Source organism: Citrobacter sp. FP75 (genome assembly GCF_018342065.1).
In the GTDB taxonomy this organism is placed as follows: Bacteria; Pseudomonadota; Gammaproteobacteria; order Enterobacterales; family Enterobacteriaceae; genus Citrobacter.
The window spans coordinates 48,012-64,132 of record NZ_JAFDOE010000012.1 but is presented as its reverse complement, the minus strand read 5'-3'; the positions used below and the strand labels follow the sequence as shown (position 1 = coordinate 64,132).

Annotated in this window: 14 protein-coding genes and 1 pseudogene; all 15 read left to right on the top strand. The window is 52.9% G+C overall.

Translation table 11 applies throughout. The features are described 5' to 3' along the window. Nucleotides 1–66: 66 nt before the first annotated feature. Nucleotides 67–1,230 (top strand): site-specific integrase, encoded by a 1,164-nt coding sequence (locus JQ822_RS23085; protein WP_213135375.1) that lies wholly within the window; start codon nt 67–69, stop codon nt 1,228–1,230. A gap of 19 nt (nt 1,231–1,249) precedes the next feature. Continuing rightward, the gene (locus JQ822_RS23080; protein ID WP_127341066.1) at nt 1,250–1,726 is read left to right on the top strand and encodes a hypothetical protein; all 477 of its coding nucleotides are present in this window, start codon (nt 1,250–1,252) and stop codon (nt 1,724–1,726) included. A 145-nt stretch (nt 1,727–1,871) separates the two neighbouring features. Continuing rightward, nucleotides 1,872–2,708, top strand: a complete 837-nt coding sequence (locus JQ822_RS23075; protein ID WP_053389049.1) for a hypothetical protein — start codon at nt 1,872–1,874, stop codon at nt 2,706–2,708. A 102-nt stretch (nt 2,709–2,810) separates the two neighbouring features. Continuing rightward, the gene (locus JQ822_RS23070) at nt 2,811–4,019 is read left to right on the top strand and encodes a conjugal transfer protein TraF (protein ID WP_053389048.1); all 1,209 of its coding nucleotides are present in this window, start codon (nt 2,811–2,813) and stop codon (nt 4,017–4,019) included. Between the two features lie 132 nt (nt 4,020–4,151). Next, nucleotides 4,152–4,625, top strand: coding sequence for a DotD/TraH family lipoprotein (locus JQ822_RS23065; protein ID WP_053389047.1), 474 nt, complete (start codon nt 4,152–4,154; stop codon nt 4,623–4,625). Next, on the top strand, nt 4,622–5,428 hold the full coding sequence (locus JQ822_RS23060; protein ID WP_053389046.1) for a type IV secretory system conjugative DNA transfer family protein: 807 nt from the start codon (nt 4,622–4,624) through the stop codon (nt 5,426–5,428). Before JQ822_RS23065 ends, JQ822_RS23060 begins: the two co-directional genes overlap by 4 nt. A 26-nt stretch (nt 5,429–5,454) precedes the next feature. After that, nucleotides 5,455–6,600: a plasmid transfer ATPase TraJ gene (gene traJ / locus JQ822_RS23055; RefSeq protein WP_419867265.1), complete on the top strand. Its 1,146-nt coding sequence runs from the start codon at nt 5,455–5,457 to the stop codon at nt 6,598–6,600. Then, nucleotides 6,597–6,884, top strand: coding sequence for a hypothetical protein (locus tag JQ822_RS23050; protein WP_048227635.1), 288 nt, complete (start codon nt 6,597–6,599; stop codon nt 6,882–6,884). The genes traJ and JQ822_RS23050 overlap by 4 nt, the downstream gene beginning before the upstream one ends. 71 nt (nt 6,885–6,955) lie before the next feature. After that, a pseudogene (locus tag JQ822_RS24575) lies at nt 6,956–10,171 on the top strand (LPD7 domain-containing protein); the annotation flags it as partial. A gap of 1,289 nt (nt 10,172–11,460) precedes the next feature. Continuing rightward, nucleotides 11,461–11,811 carry a hypothetical protein gene (locus JQ822_RS23040; RefSeq protein WP_053389043.1) on the top strand — a complete coding sequence of 117 codons (351 nt, stop codon included), beginning with the start codon at nt 11,461–11,463 and terminating at the stop codon, nt 11,809–11,811. Between the two features lie 89 nt (nt 11,812–11,900). Then, the gene (locus JQ822_RS23035) at nt 11,901–12,518 is read left to right on the top strand and encodes a DotI/IcmL/TraM family protein (RefSeq protein ID WP_227525330.1); all 618 of its coding nucleotides are present in this window, start codon (nt 11,901–11,903) and stop codon (nt 12,516–12,518) included. A 10-nt stretch (nt 12,519–12,528) separates the two neighbouring features. Next, nucleotides 12,529–13,512 (top strand): DotH/IcmK family type IV secretion protein, encoded by a 984-nt coding sequence (locus JQ822_RS23030; protein ID WP_053389041.1) that lies wholly within the window; start codon nt 12,529–12,531, stop codon nt 13,510–13,512. Then, nucleotides 13,512–14,828 carry a conjugal transfer protein TraO gene (traO, locus tag JQ822_RS23025; protein WP_053389040.1) on the top strand — a complete coding sequence of 439 codons (1,317 nt, stop codon included), beginning with the start codon at nt 13,512–13,514 and terminating at the stop codon, nt 14,826–14,828. Before JQ822_RS23030 ends, traO begins: the two co-directional genes overlap by 1 nt. Then, nucleotides 14,812–15,582: a conjugal transfer protein TraP gene (traP, locus tag JQ822_RS23020; RefSeq protein WP_048227640.1), complete on the top strand. Its 771-nt coding sequence runs from the start codon at nt 14,812–14,814 to the stop codon at nt 15,580–15,582. Before traO ends, traP begins: the two co-directional genes overlap by 17 nt. Further along, nucleotides 15,582–16,106 carry a conjugal transfer protein TraQ gene (gene traQ / locus JQ822_RS23015; RefSeq protein WP_048227641.1) on the top strand — a complete coding sequence of 175 codons (525 nt, stop codon included), beginning with the start codon at nt 15,582–15,584 and terminating at the stop codon, nt 16,104–16,106. The genes traP and traQ overlap by 1 nt, the downstream gene beginning before the upstream one ends. Nucleotides 16,107–16,121: the final 15 nt, after the last annotated feature.

The window sequence follows — 16,121 nt, the reverse complement described above, 5'->3', positions numbered from 1 at the left end:
CACCGGATTGACAGAATTATTGCATTTTTCTCTTAAGGCTTTATTTTCTTCACCTTTTTAGGAGTAATGATGTCTTCCGTTGCGCGTATTAGAAAAATGCCCCTCAGTCGTGGCCTCGATAAATATTACGAATCAGTATCTGTTCATAAAAAGGGCCACCTTCAGGAGTTTTACCGAACCAACGTCATTAAGCGCCACCCACTGGCCAGCAGGAATATGGACGAAATCACCACGGTTGATATTGCCGCCTACCGTGATGAAAGACTGACCCAGCGCAACCCCAGGACGGGGAACCCTATCACCGGTAATACAGTAAGACTTGAGCTGGCGCTATTGTCATCACTTTTCGGTATTGCGCGTGTGGAATGGGGAACCTGCCGTAGCAATCCGGTCGAATTAGTGCGTAAACCGAAAGTATCAAAAGGTCGTGATCGCCGCCTGACATCCACTGAAGAGCGCAGACTGTCCCGGTATTTCCGCGAGCGAAACTTAATGCTGTATATAATCTTTCATCTCGCGCTGGAGACAGCCATGCGTCAGGGTGAAATCCTTAACCTGCAATGGGAATATATTGATCTGCAGCACGGTGTGGCGCACCTGCCAGACACCAAGAATGGGTCATCGCGTGACGTTCCCCTCTCACGCAAAGCACGTAATCTGCTTCAGATGTTGCCGGCCCAACTAAAAGGTAAAGTATTTTCCTATACGTCATCCGGTTTCAAAAGCGCCTGGCGGCTCGCCCTCAAGGCCCTCACTATCGAAAATCTGCATTTTCATGATCTTCGGCACGAGGCCATCAGTCGCTTTTTCGAGCTCGGTACACTGAACGTTATGGAGGTCGCTGCAATTTCGGGTCATCGGTCGATGAATATGCTTAAACGCTACACCCATCTGAGAGCTTACCAACTGGTCAGCAAGCTGGACGCGCGACGGCGCCAGACTCAAAAGATTGCCCCCTACTTCGTACCTTATCCCGCACTGGTAGAACAGGATTGCGGAAGTACTGGTGACATAAGAGTGATGCTATGCGACTTCGAAAACTTGATGGTGTCGGCGCCGACCCGCGAACTTGCCCTGACCCGCGCCAGCGAACTGCTACTACGCACTCTGGCACTTGCTGCCCAGCGCGGCGAACGAGTCCCTGCACCAGGGGAACTCCCCATCAAAACAAACGACCACATCATGATTTGTCCGCTTAACCCCGACCAGGCTCTCTCGGCCCGGGCGTAACCTTTATCCTGGAGGGACTGTGTATCTGATTATCCTTTCAGCAGTACCGCTGACATTACTGCTGTATTGCCCGGTAATGACAATCGTTAGTGCCGTGACGCCCTGGACAGGGTTTCGCACGGCCTCGGTTAGTCATCGAAAGAAGCATTACACTACCCTGCACCTTTCGACATTTGACCGGGTTGGTCATCTTAATCTTCATCGTGCAGCGCGCTTTCACCGTAGTTTTCTTGCCACGTTGCAACTGGCGTTACAAAGGGACAGCGCCCCAGTGTACTTCACATCCCATTTGATGCGCCCGGCACACATGAAAAGCATGACCCTCCTGATGGGAAAAATGGACGATACACACCGCTGGCGCTGGATCACAGTATCGATTCCTCCTGCCGTCAGGAACGGGATACGGCTACAAACACTGGTACAGGAATGGCGCTGGATTACCGTACCGGAAACCGGCGTGCTTGTACTCATTCGACCGCGCCGGAGAATGCGTTAAAACGACAATACACAAACGCAATTAAAACGCACACGTAAACGCAGTCGATCTACACGATCGAATTAACTCGTTATACATGCGCGTCACGATTAATTATTCTTTAACTCACTGAACCGCAAGATGTAATTTTACTTAAGGGGGCCACGTGGCAAACAGTCTTACCGCAATTTTCACCTCGCTTCTGGCGCTCCCCGACCTTGATCGGAACAGGATTGCAGAACTGCTTCAGCGCAATGAAAAGAAGCCTATGCAGACCACGTCACTCCGAATGAGACCCGGCACCCGCCAGCTGATTGATGAGTTATCCGGCAAGATTGGGATATCTCAATCGGAGCTACTGAATCTGGTTATAGAAGGTTCTCTGCGCGATATTTTCCTGCCGTTCAGCAATACCGCGCTTAGTATCATCGATCGCTTTGAGGTGCTAATGCAGGCACATGAGCTTGACCCGACTGATATCGCAGAGTTGCTTTCGTCATGGAATGTTCGGGTGAGCGTACTGCAGGACAGGGAACGAACGATGGACTATCTGTCCACTCCGCTCCTGCAGGCGCTCGCTCAGTGGTTTTTCGTTTCACAGGACTGGTTGTTAGGCAGGAATGTTCCAACGGTCGACACCACCCTGGCTCGACATCAATGGCCACAAACAGAAGATGCCTTACGGAAGATGATAATTCCTTCAGATGAGAATAATAATGACAGCGTTATTTTCTGGACGACCGAACATACAGGTGAGGATGAATATCAGGAACAAACCGGCATATTAATTAAGAAGAAAATTTCTTCATCCCTGCTGACATATTTCCCGGTGTTATCCATTATTCCGCTCGTTCTGAATAAAGAGCAAAAATACTGGAAAGAACGCCTCCTCAGAGAACATGCCGCAACAGGCACTCTGCGCACCGTAACGGTCAGCAAGGGACTATCCACAGCGCTTGAACAGGGAATAACACTACCCGCACTTATATTCAGACAGCTTTAAACCACGCAGAAATATTGAATTAAAAAAGAAAAAGAAATTTTTGATGCTGCCGCATCAAGACCTTCTTTTGCCCAAAATCCAGACTTGACTACAGGAAATTTAATGATGAAAAAGACTTACATTGCAAAAACACTGATTTCTTCCGCCGTCATGATGGCTTTTCATGCAGGTGCAGCAACCTCCTACATGGAAGCCCGCAGCGATGCCATGGGGGGGACCGGCGTGGCCTCTGCACACTACGGCACTGCTGCCTTATCCAACCCGGCACTCCTGACAAAGTTTGGCGCGAATGATGACTTCAGTCTGGTGCTGCCGTCCGTGGGTGTCCAGGTGGCAGACCCCGATAAGGCCATAGATACTGCCGATGACGTGAAAGATCTGTGGAACAAATTTGACAATGCTGTCGACAGCCAAAGCGGTGTTAGCGAAAGCGCTGCCGCGTTACGAAATAAGCTGGAAGATTTGAAAGATGTGAAGGCAAACGGGCAGGTCGGGGCATCTGTTATTGCCACCACCCCAAATAAAGTACTCCCATTTGCTGTTGTCGTGAAATCCTGGGGCACCGTTTCCGTAAATGGCACGGTCAGCGACCACGATCTGCAATATCTCGACAAAATCGCCAGCGGGGCCATACCGGCGGATGCGGTAGACAAAGATGCACTAACGTCCCGAGCCTATGGTCGGGCGGCCGTCATCACCGACGTAGGTGTGGCTATGGCGCATGAATTTGAAACGGCAGGACACAGCTGGTCACTGGGCATTACACCCAAGTATCAGCGAATCGATCTTTTCAATTACAGCGCAACGGTAAACGACTTCGACAAAAATGACGTGAACTCAGACGATTACCACAACACCAAAACCGGATTTAACGCCGACATCGGTCTGGCCACAAACCTCGGAGATAACTGGATGCTGGGTCTGGCGGTACAGAACATCATTGCCCGCAGTGTTGACACTAAAGAAGTGAACGGCGAGAAAGAAACGTTCAAAGTGAAACCTCAAGCCACTGCCGGCGTCGCATGGAGCAACAACGTCCTGACTACCGCACTCGATGTGGATCTGACCGAAGCCAGCCGTTTTGAGCGAGATGACAAACGCCAGTTCGCCAGTGTAGGGGCTGAGTTGAACGCCTGGAGCTGGATGCAGGTTCGTGCTGGTTATCGCCAGAACATGGTCTCCAGCGAGGGTAACGCCTTCACCGCGGGTCTGGGCTTCTCACCGTTTGATGTAGTACACCTGGACCTTACCGGTATAGCCGGAACTGATCGTACCTACGGCGCGGTTGCGCAGTTGCAGTTCACGTTCTGATAATCATAGGGAAGCCCGCAATGGGCTTCCTCTGCCGTTTACTTCCGATCAATATCTCTACCGTCTGCAAAACTCCGTCTCCTTGAATCTTCTGGCTTTAACCTCAGTCGCCCTCCCGGCAAGGTAACTACTATGAACTACTTAATTCTTCCCGGCGTGCTGGCTATCTCTCTTCTTGCCGGCTGCCAGCCCTGGATTCCGCCATCGACGCCTCCAGCTTCTGTTTCTCCTGACCGCTACGGCGCAGCATCATCCGTCGCCGTTGCCCGTCACACGCAATATCAGATGTGGAATAACGGTCTTTGGTCCGGTTCGAAAATTGCACCATCGCCCATGGAAATCATACGTACCAACAGTGCTGACGTTTCCTTCGACTGGGAAGGTGATGCTGTGGAGTTGCTGGCTGAACTGGCGCGTGCACGCGGCCTGCAGTTCAACTACAGCGGCGTGCGTCTGCCCTTACCCGTAACGCTACACGTTCGGGGTATGACGTTCAGCAACGTGCTGCGTGTGATTGAAGCGCAGACAGCATGGCGAGCTACCCTGAATCAGTATCCGGGACTGCTGCAGCTCAATTTCATGCAACCGGAGACAAGTAAGAAATGAAATATTTTCTCTTATTACTTTTCCCTGCGCTACTCCTGACCGGTTGTGCCGCCGAGCATCCTGCGCCAACAACTGATGCGAGTGTGCCTCCACCGGATATGCAGGCCTGGCTCAATCCGGAGCGACAAAGACCAGACAGTATTTCCGAAACTCGCTGGCAGATGCTTACTGATGCCGGCAGAACACTGGGATTTCGGGGGGGTAAATCTCAGCGTGCATGGGAGTTGACCCAGGCGCTAAATGCCCGCGAGTCCACCCTCAATGCCCTTTACGATTTCCGGCCGCTTATCAGCCCTGAGGGCTGGCTGCCGCCGGTTATCGATGAAGCGCAGGACGTTGCACACATCACTCCTAATCAAATCCGCACCGCCTCAAAGGTTTGGACCATTATCCGACCGGAGAGATTTGTCAGTAACCCGCCCAGTTGGCGCAGTTGGTTACTTCGCGGGCTGGCCACCACGGCAACCCCGGGCACAGAAGGACTGGTCGTGCCGGAAGACAGCTCTCAGAGAAAGGTATGGGAAGACGCGCTGAAAAAAGGCTGGCAGGAAGGTCGCGCAAATGCTGACCTGACCCTTGAAGCCAGTATGAATCAGCTCACCCGTGATTATCGGGGCATGATGCTTTACTCCCTGCTCTGGCGTCGGGGCATGATTTCCCGACCGGAAGTTACCGAACAACAACAGACTGTGACCGGCAGTGGGCAGAAACTCGTTACTGGCGATCGCGTACGCCGACTCAAATCACATGCGTCGTTTGAACTCCAGAAGTCCCGCTGGCGCCCGTCTGTTACCATTCAGTAAGGAGTTTTCTCGTGAACACATCTCTTATCCCAGATAAGTTCGGGATTTTTCCATTCAGTGGAGCCTTCACCGCCGACGAGTTCAGGGCATTTTTTGCCTGGTGCTCAGCACAGGCCGTTAGTGACGTGGACCTGGTCGGTGGCTCTCCAGTTTCTGTTAGTCGTTATGGTCGGCGTGAGAGAGTCTCCGACACCGTACTGCCGAATACCATGCTCGGCAATATGCTTGATGACCTGCTGGGACCAGAAGTGCGCCCTAGAGTGCAGGGAGGTAAACCGTCGGACAGAGCCATCCAGATCGACGGTGATATGCACGGGCGTCATGGCCTGAAGCGGGGTGAACGCGTGCGACTGCGCGCACACATTATTCAGGGAACCTCTGCCCGGGAAGAAAAGGCATTATCCGTCACTCTGCGCGTTATCCCACATATCATCCCCGACTTTCTGAAGATGGGTATAGAGCCTGAACTGGCAGCCTCCATGTTGCCAAAAACAGGGCTGGGTCTCATCTGCGGCGAAACAGGTTCCGGAAAATCAACGCTTCAGGCGGCGTTGTATCGACACTGTCAGAACACTCAACCTGACCGCAAGATAGTGACCTACGAAGATCCGGTTGAGTACATTCTTGGCCGTCCCGATGACCTTCTGCCACCGCATCAGGCTCAGGTAGGCCGTGACGTGGCGAGTTTTGCAGATGGGCTTCGCTCCGCCATGCGCCGTAACCCGGAGGTCATCGGTATCGGGGAGATCCGCGATACTGAAACAGCAGAAGCCGCTGTTCAGGCCGGGGAAAGCGGGCACATGACTATCGGGACTCTGCACTCTAAGTCGCCAGGTGAAACCCTGAACCGATTACTTGGTTTGTTCCCGCCTCAAATTCGAGATGCGCGTGCGTGGGAGCTACTTGGTATGTTGCGTTTCATCGCAGTCCAGGTACTTGTCAAAACGACTGACGGCAAACGTCGTGCCCTTCGGGAATACATCGTATTCGACGATGACTTACGCGATGCGCTTCAGAATATCCCTTCAGAAAAGTGGCCGGCGTACATCGACACCATTCTGAGGATGGAAAAACGGCGTATTGTCGATCAGGTGCGGGAAGGTTTCGTAACAGGTGACATAGACAGAGATGAAGCAGCGCTCTATCTGTCAGGTAAGGAACTCACGCAATGAAACGAGAAGGATTCTGGCGTTATGCCACTCCGCCGGTCAGCTTTTTTGGTATTCCGCTGCCGTTCCTGCTGCTGTATCTGATCTGGTTTCGCTGGCCATCCATGAACACGCTGTATATCTGTTCCGCCATTCTGGGATTCTTTGTTGCACTGAATTTCTTTGGCTGGAGTGTACGTGCCATCTGCCTGCGCGTGATTAGTACCTTCAGGGGAAAGATTGCCTCCGGTCGCCCCTGGTGGTACCGACACTTCATCGAAACGCCGCGAGACTGGACCGGTCTCTGAGCCCAGTCTGACACGCCAGTTCTCCACAGCGCTTACGCGCTTCCCCCTCTATATCTTCCAGGATTGTGACCATGCAAAAAAGTCACCGTATATGGCTTGCCGTACCTCACGAAGAGAAGGACGACGCCATCAATGCCCATCCACGTTTGGATAATGGCCAGAAAGCACTTGAATGGGACAATGAACACCGGCTCTGGTATGCCCGACCAGGTGCCGACCTGAACAAGTTCGAACGATGGATGCCCCGACCACACGAACTGTCGATGAATGCAGAAGACCCGGTAACAGAGTTTGCACAAAAACTCGAAGAAGCAGGGCTGATGGTTAAAGGGCTGCCCGTAATGGATGGCAGCCTTCAGCGTGTACCGACGAAACAGGACAGGAAGGGTTCCAAAAGCGGAGCTTACAAAGCATACCTGGACGGGCGCCCTGCCGGATGGTATCGCGATTATCGCAGCGCCGACGCTAAACCAACGCAGTGGGTGTTTTCAGGTGGTGGCGAGATGGACCCGCTTGCGCGCCTACATCTCCGGGCTCATGCCCAGCAAACCCGTGAAGACAATGCACGTGCTCTTGAGCTGCAGTATAACCGTCAGGCGGAATATGCCGCCCGATACGTTGACCGGTACCCGCAGGCTACAACAAGCACCTATCTGACCCGCAAGGGAGTAGAGGCCGCTCCGGGTATAAGAATCAACGAAAAACAAGAGCTTGTTATCCCCTTCAGCAACGCGCATGGCGACATTCGTTCTTACCAGCGTATTCCACTTACCGGTGGGAAAGACGCCCGGATCCTTAAAGACAGTGAGAAAACAGGTAACTGGTTTGCTCTCGGGACCCCGCAGAATGGCAAGCCGCTGTTGTTTGCTGAAGGATATGCCACAGCAGCCTCCATACATGAGGCATCAGGCCTGCCGGTACTGATGACTATTGATGCGGGAAACATGATTGCCGTTGGTCAGAACGCCCGTGCCGTCTGGCCAGACAGTCAATTTATCTTCTGCGCTGACAACGACCATCAATTAAAAAACCCGCAGACTGGTGAGCCAGAGAATAAGGGCATCCTAAGTGCCACCAAGGCCGCCGAACTGACGAACGGAGAGGTAATAGCACCAGCATTTACACCGACGGAGCTTGAACAAAACCTTACTGACTTCAACGATTTAATCCTCAGCAGAGGAAAAGACCTCGCCAGGCATCTCATCAATGTTCAGCTTCACGCTATGGGGATAGAAACCCCATTCAACACAAACTCACAAACCCGTAACGCCTTTGTAGAGGGCGGTCTCGTCTTCACCCCTGTTCAGGAAACTGCTATGGATAATCATGAATCTCCGGATATCGCACATATATCCGATAATGACATCGCCCGTGAACATACCGTCAGTGAGTTGGCCGAGGCCACTGCAGCAGAAAAACCAGCGACGGGGGCACCAGTGCAGCCTCCGGAAAACCAGGCGTCACATAAAGCCGGGCGTGAAACGATAACTTTGTTTCATGGTTCACCTGCAGCCTTCAGTGCCATTGATTCTGAAAAAATAGGATTAGGTCAAAACCTCGTGGGGAGAGGTTTTTATACTGATACGTCTGTTTTAGGCGTGCACTATGTAATGGAGGAAATAAATCATAAGGACTATCACGTATATGAATTAGAGATCCCTTCTGAGTCTGTTATTTTAGACCGTTGGGATAATTCCACATTAACAGAAGAACTGCGGGCACGAATCAGAGAAGCTGGAAATTCGGGGCATCAGCAACTCAATGAAAACGAGAGCATTTCTCGCTCCGAGCTTGGAAATAAACTCGCTGACAGCAAGGCGATAGATGACACCTTTCTTAACTTCGCCAGCAGCCCTCAGGGGATGAGCATTCTGAAAGAAGCAGGCGTTGATGCATTAAAAGACAATAGTTATGTCGCTATTATCAATACGGATTTAATTGATAATATTCGTTTGCGCTCTGCAGGTGGAAATATAAAAGCAGAAATGACGAAATATATAGATAAGGCATTAAGTAACGTTGCTCAGGATGCATCAAGATTGTCAAATATATTGCAAAAGGAACAGAATCTTTCAATACATTATGAAGCCATCCGTTCTGAACTAATAAATCTTACAGTGGCTCAAAACCGGCCCGAAGAAGCTGAAAGATTGACAGCTCTACTTACACATACATTCGTTGAAACTATTGATAGTCCCCCTGATAGAAAAACAAATATTACCCCCTTAAACCGACTATATGCGGAGGCAATAAGAAGCCTTGACCTGAATCACGATGATAGCGCTGCGCAACTGGGTCGCATTATTGATAGTGCTGTTGTAAACATAAACCCTGACCAGAAATTCGTTGCTGAACCCAATAAACCAGAGCCGGCAATTCCTGCTAACGAACAGAATCCCGCGCCGACTGAGCCGGAACAACCTCAACCTGCAGATGTACGCGATGAGCCATCCCCCATGCCCCCAATAGAATCTGACGTTTTAATTCCTGATACGCAGAGCAACCCGGATGGGACGCTCGTGACATCTCCCGATGATATCGGTCAGAGTAGCCAGAGCGTCGCCGAAGCAGGATCGTATGCACCGTTACCTGACCTGGATGATTATGCAGACATACGCGCGCAAATGGACGACCCACAGTTTGGTGAATGGATGCACAGTCAGTCTGACGACTTACCCCATAAGCCTGCTCAGGAACAATTTACAGCCCACGAACTGCAGGAAACGGATGAACAGGCTGTAAAACCTGAGGCTGCATTGCATGATAAAAACGCTGAGCCCACGGCGCCGGTCTCGTCTGAATTACCAATCCCTCCACAGTCCCCCGGAGCACCATTAACCGGGAAAAAACAGGAACAGGCACAGACAGCCAACGCAGATGCAGACATGCCAGAGCTGAATCCAAACTGGACGAAAACTGCAGAGAATGAGGTGAATGAAGCGGATGGGCTTGTCTATGGACCGCGAAGACCGGAACCGCTGCAGCGGGAAGATCTGGATAAAATCATCAAAGCCTTGTCAACAGAAGAGCAGCGCGACAACACGGTGCTCTACCGCCTCGACGGGGAAGATGCCTTTCGCGATCTCGGCAACCGCCTCGAAATGTGTAACGGTGCAAGTCAGGACAAACGAAGGGTACTCGCCGCGCTGGCGGTTGCATCACGCTTTTACGGCGGCGTGGTGGAGCTAACCGGCAGTATGGAGTTTAAAGAGCAGGCTATGCGGCTCATTATCGAAAATGACCTCGATATCCGCATGAAGTTGCCTGCACAGCGCGCTCAACTTGAGGCACTTCGGCAACAGATGGGGACGACCAGTGATTCAATCACAACGCATATACCTACGCCAGACCTGAATCGGCAGACACCATCACCTGATGCCGCACCACCACAGTCATCGGCAACAGCCGCACCTGAAGCTGTTTCCTCTAACGCGCCAGGTACACCAACACCCCCTGCATCACCGAACCCGGTATCACAGGCACAAGAACCCGGCGCGCCTCAGCCGGCGTTTTCATCCTCTACTGAGGCTGTCGCGTCAAAGGCTGCCGACAGTATCCGGGTCCCGGAAATGCCCGCTGAACCAGCGCCCTCCGCACTGAAGCCAGGACAAAGCATCACGGCGGTATTGAAAAACTTTGGCGAGGCGACCTACGAAAATAAAGAGAAAAAGGGTGGGAGCTTCTTTATCGAGCTACAGAACCGTGGAGGGAGTCATACCTACTGGGGGCAGGATTTAAGAGAACTTATCGAAAACCACAAAACCGGTGATGTGGTTACACTGACGCTTAACTCCCGTGACAGCTGGCATGTACCAGGAGAGGAAAATGGACGCGTAAAAAATAACTGGTCATTGACATCCGCCTCGACGGGCCTTGCCGTGGCGCACGATCGGCCAGAGCAGGGGCAACCCCTGCAAGTTTTTCCGGTCGATACGTTTGGCCGTCTCACTCAGCAAATCCGTCAGGCCTGGCCCGAGTACACCACAGACCTGAAGTTGCCACCTCGCCTGGAAGAACGGCAGTTTTATCTGGGTGAAGACAGGCACCCGGTGAAGTCACCGGTAGCTGCAGCAAGCATTTTGCCACCATCCACAGACGCCCCAGACAGGTTGATACCCGTTATGGCCTCCATGGACACACAGTCAAACCAGTTAGACCTGCTGCTTGTACAGTCAGCGGGGGAACACCTGCAGGGTATGGTGCGACTGGATGGCACACTGTATCCGGCACTGGCCACACCAACTACCGACAATAGTCAGTTGGTTATCAATGCCATCACCGACGACGGCCCCCGCTTTGCGGGTTACGGGCAGGCGGTGAATTTCGAACCCGACGGCACCACCCGTGCCGCACCTCAGCTGATGAAGTTCCACCTGAAAGGTCGGGAAGAGGATACACCGCTTCCTGCCCGACTCTACACACCGGAAAAACAGGCAGACACCCTGTTCCAGCGTCTGGGTTTTGAACAGACCTGGAAACAATGGGATGACGCACGAAAGCCGGAGGGCAGACAGGAAAAGGCGCTTCATCAGGAACACTCCCACAGCCCCGGCCGCTAAGCCGATAAGGAGAGAGAATGCGATATCACATGCTTAAAGCCGGACTCCTGTCCGGCTTCTTGCTTTTTTCTACCACCGCTGCGGCGGCGACCTGCCGAGCAGGAAGTGCCGCTGAAGCGGGTAGTCAGGCTGGTTATGAGCGAGCCAGGGCGGCCGCAACAGCCTGGGAACAACGCGAAAGCAATGTCTCATCCTCCCTGCAGTCCTGTCTGTCCCGTATCAAGAGCGTCAAAGTGAGCCTGCCGCAATTCCCCGGGCTCGATGACATCATTTCTCAACTGGAAAATAAGGTCTGCGAAGCTGCCCTTGATAAGGTCAACGAACAGATTCCAGACAACATCGATCCCTGGAAAAACTTCAACTCCTGAAACCTATGACAAAACTGACTCAACCGGCCCCCCCTGCAAAGGGGCGGGCCTCCTCCCCTGCGGAGGATCCACTGAACGATGCTGTGAAAATGATGATCACGGCAGAAAAACGCCAGAAAATGGCACCAGAGCTGATGAAAAGTAATCTCCGGCTGGGGACTGGTCTACTTATCAGCATAATCCTCAACGCCGGTTTAACCTGGGCTCTGATACAACAGCCACGAGATTACTTTGCCACCGACAGCGGACGCCTGATTCGCCTGGCTCCCACATCCGAACCAGCATGGAGCCAGGACGATGCAATCGCCTTTGGCAGCAAGGCTCTGATGCGGGCCTTTAACCTGGACTTCGTTCACTATCGTGAGCAGGTATCTTCTACGGCCTCGCTGTTCTCTGAAGAAGGGCACGCCAGTTACATCCAGGCACTCACTAACTCCAATATCTATGATGCCCTGAAGCGTGAACGTATGAACCTTACCGGCTCCGTTGGGGCTGGTGTCGTCATCCGGCGTGGACGCCTGTCTGATGGAACCTGGTTCTGGACTATGCAATATCCGGTACGTCTGCGTCTGGTTGGTCAGACAACCAGCAAGCCCGAACAACCTTTTGTTTTCGAAATCACCATCCAGCGCGTAGATCCACGACAGAAACCTGTCGGGATGGAAATCCGCCAGATGATCTCACGCAACGCCCCCCGCAACCTCTGAGGCTCCCGCCATGAAACTTCGTTATCTCATGACCACGCTACTGCTGTGTGGTCCGGCTCTCGCAGTCGCTGCTGACAATACTGGCTGGCAGAACGCCAGGACACCTGGCGCAACAAGTGCAGCTCCAGCCCAGCAAGGTGCTGAACCACATACAACGGACGTACCCGCAACCCGGATTAGTGGGGAGTTACCGGCACCAGGACAAAGCTCACCGCTGGTAGACGAAGCGGCAAGCATGGACTCGCCTCTGTCAGCGGATGAGATACGCGAACTGCGTCTGCGACTGACAGACAACGAGCGGTCGGTAAATGCTCCAATGATAAGCGTGGTTCCGCGCATCAGTTCGTTAACCCTTAATCTTTCACCAGGAGCCAGTATCCCGTTGGTACGTACGGCCATGAACAACCAGAGCGTCGTTACCCTGACAGACATCAGTGGTGCGCCGTGGCCACAGTCGGATCCGCCAATTAATGCCAGTCCGAAAAATTTTGATGTGAAGTTCAATGCTGGTAGCAACATGCTAACTATCACCCCACTGCGTCCGTGGGCGGCAGGAAACATATCCGTCTATCTTAAAGGACTCGATGTACCGGTCATGATTAACGTGACAAGTGGTGAGACAGACACCCGTACAGCCAGCCAGGAGATCGACAGCCGACTGGATTTACGCGTCCCACGCCTGGGTCCCGGCACCATGGCCCCAGGCGCGCCAGTCGATAAAATCGCACTCCATAGTGCCACTTTGCAGGCCTTTCTGGATGGCACTCCACCAGAAGATGCACACCGCCTCAAATTCCAGGGCAACGTTCCTGACACTGTTATATGGCAAAGCGGTGATGATCTGATGGTCCGTTCCCGGGCAATGCTTCGCGATGAGTTTGAACAGACACTCTCTTCAGCGGACGGCACACATCTCTGGAAACTCCCCCTCACCCCGTTACTGACCTTCTCAGTGAACGGGAAATCCGTTCACGTCACGCCGGAGCTTCAGTAATGAGCGCAGAACAGGATGCCGGAAATAACGGCAAAAAACTTATTTCAATAATCGGATTTGGAGCCCTGGTTTTACTGACTGCCGGTTACTGGTTAGTGTCATGGCTGGCACATGACCCTTCAGGAAAGGATTCTGCCGTCAATCTTAACGGCACTGCCTCAAGTGCCGTAACCACCACAACAGAAAGCCCGCGATACCGTGAGCTACTGAAAGCCTCAAACGACTTAGGTGCGCAAGAAGCCGCACGAACTGATTCATCTTTTATCGCCAGCCTCCCGGTAGGCCTTGAAGTCACGGAACCCCCGCCTGATAAGCCGCCGGTAACAAAGCCGGCATCACAAGACTCGCCATCTCCACAGTCGGGAAAATCGTCACGACGCACGGAAAACACGGCCGGAGAAGAGCAGGCAAACGAGAAGCGCCAGGCTCAACTCCAGAAACTGCTCACGAGAATCAGTGCCGCGCAGGCGGGCGGTGACGCACCGGTTCTGGCCACTGCACTGGCCAGCGTTACGCGGACTTCACCAGAGTCTGGTGCTGGCCGCCAGGCAGAATCCACAGCTAAAACAGAAAGCGCACAGGTCTTCGTCCCTGCACTCACTCGTGCGTCCGGTTATATGGAGACTGCCGTGGATTCGGATAACCCCAACTCAGAGGTGGTTGCGGTCATACCTGCAGGGCCGCTGGCTGGCGCCAGACTCCATAGCCCTTCAGTAAAACTTGCCGGAAATGGACTCGATATCAAATTCACCAGTATGAGCTGGAAAGGAATGGAACTGAACGTAAAAGCAAGCGCACAGAGCGAGAAAAACCTGATGTCTTCAATAGCTTCCGATGTCAACCATCGATGGGGGACACACATCGTTCTACCAGCTGTATTAGGTGGTCTTGGAGATCTGGGGGGGCTGTACAAGGATGCTAATACTCAAGTCATGCAGTCCAGCGTCGGAACAGTCACCGGACGCGTAGGGAAACCTGACGGCAGCACAGTAGCTGGCGTAATGGTCGGTGGCACAGCACAGACAGGTGCGGAAGTCATCAAACAGGAGATGGCCCGCGAGCCGTTCCGCCAGGTAACAGTTAAGCAGAAAGAGGTTATCTCCATTCTCTTCGTTGAATCAGTAACTTCAGACGACATTATCAGTAATAAGAAGGCCGCACTCTCCGCTGCCAGTACATCAGCACCAACACCTGTTGCAGCAGAGCAGCAAACTGAATCCCGCCTGCAGGAAGCTATAGCGCGCCGCCAGGCTGAAATCCGTCGTCAATATGGCGACACCGTACCCGTGAGGAACAATGATGAATCAGCAAATTGACATACCTGAAGAAGATACGCTGGAAAACGAGGATGATTTTGGCGCGCCAGACCCCCGTCAGAAACCACCTTTATGGAAACGGGAGCTGCTGTTTGGCTATTCTCTACCGTGGCTTCTCGGGATAACTCTTCTGGCAGTGGCCAGCCTCTGGTATCTGTTCGGTCCGTCACTGTCATTTACAAATAACACACCGTCTGAAAGCAGCTTCAGTGAGGTTGAAAGTACGCTCGACGGTGCACCGCAAAATGCAGTTGAGACTATCCAGCACACGAGGGCTTCGATCCCCGTAGCGCAGCCAGCGACACAAATTGCACCTCCGATGCTCCAGGGCGATACGGCGAGCATGATGACGGATATTCGTGACGAGCTGAACGACCGTGATCGAAAGATAAATGACTCTATGACGTCACTGAAAGACAGCGTCACCCGTCTGTCTGATGCTATCAAGAGGGATGAGGCATACGCGGTAGAAACGCGTGCCCAGCTTAATGACCTGATACAAAAGCTGGCAGTACTGGAAGCCCGGGCAAGCGTCACTGATACCTCAAAACCCGCTTCCAGGTCCCAAAAACGGCAGGTAGCCAGTGCTATTTCAGGCATGAAAATCATGTCACTGGAGTCGGGAATGGCCTGGATTAAATGGCAGGGCAGTACCTGGTCCGTCCGGGAGGGGGATACGCTGGGTAAAGTCACTATTCGTCAGATTGATCCCGCCACACGCTCTGTGGTGACAACAGGAGGAACCCTGCGCTAATGGCACTGGATGCCATTACGCTAATAGAGAACCTGGCTTCGGGCATCTTCACCGCTGGACTGGATTTACTGTTCAGTTGGTCTGAGATGATTGGTTTTTTTGGCCTCATCGCCCTACTGGTCCGGCAACGTTCCAGTCGTGGTCCCTTATCCCCGGGCAGGTTCGCTATTGGCCTTTTTTCCTGCGCCGCACTGGTATCCCTTCCCTCCATAATTAATGCCAGTGGTGCTCAGCTTGGTTTTGGCGCTACATCCTTTGATGCAATCGCTTATGTGCAGCCCGCCACCTACGGCGTTGCTGCAGGGGCCGCTAACGCCGTGCTTTCCCTGGTTCGGCTCGCAGGTGTGGGATTTGTCTATGCAGCACTAGATATGTTTCGACGTTCAGAACTTGAAGGGCATACCGCGCTCAGTTCAAGCGAAAGCATTCGTGCCGCGACCGTAAAACTGATGGCCGGAACCGCGATGGTCTTTTCACCTCAGCTCATCGATGCCGCGCTCGCCACCTTCGGACTCGCTTTTTAACACCATTCGTTTTTT

Excerpts from the sequence above, each read along its gene's own strand:
- JQ822_RS23085 (WP_213135375.1), top strand. The coding sequence starts at position 67 with ATGATGTCTTCCGTTGCGCGTATTAGAAAAATGCCCCTCAGTCGTGGC.
- JQ822_RS23070 (WP_053389048.1), top strand. The coding sequence starts at position 2,811 with ATGATGAAAAAGACTTACATTGCAAAAACACTGATTTCTTCCGCCGTC.
- JQ822_RS23065 (WP_053389047.1), top strand. The coding sequence starts at position 4,152 with ATGAACTACTTAATTCTTCCCGGCGTGCTGGCTATCTCTCTTCTTGCC.
- JQ822_RS23060 (WP_053389046.1), top strand. The coding sequence starts at position 4,622 with ATGAAATATTTTCTCTTATTACTTTTCCCTGCGCTACTCCTGACCGGT.
- JQ822_RS23050 (WP_048227635.1), top strand. The coding sequence starts at position 6,597 with ATGAAACGAGAAGGATTCTGGCGTTATGCCACTCCGCCGGTCAGCTTT.
- JQ822_RS23040 (WP_053389043.1), top strand. The coding sequence starts at position 11,461 with ATGCGATATCACATGCTTAAAGCCGGACTCCTGTCCGGCTTCTTGCTT.
- JQ822_RS23035 (WP_227525330.1), top strand. The coding sequence starts at position 11,901 with ATGATGATCACGGCAGAAAAACGCCAGAAAATGGCACCAGAGCTGATG.
- JQ822_RS23030 (WP_053389041.1), top strand. The coding sequence starts at position 12,529 with ATGAAACTTCGTTATCTCATGACCACGCTACTGCTGTGTGGTCCGGCT.
- traO (WP_053389040.1), top strand. The coding sequence starts at position 13,512 with ATGAGCGCAGAACAGGATGCCGGAAATAACGGCAAAAAACTTATTTCA.
- traP (WP_048227640.1), top strand. The coding sequence starts at position 14,812 with ATGAATCAGCAAATTGACATACCTGAAGAAGATACGCTGGAAAACGAG.
- traQ (WP_048227641.1), top strand. The coding sequence starts at position 15,582 with ATGGCACTGGATGCCATTACGCTAATAGAGAACCTGGCTTCGGGCATC.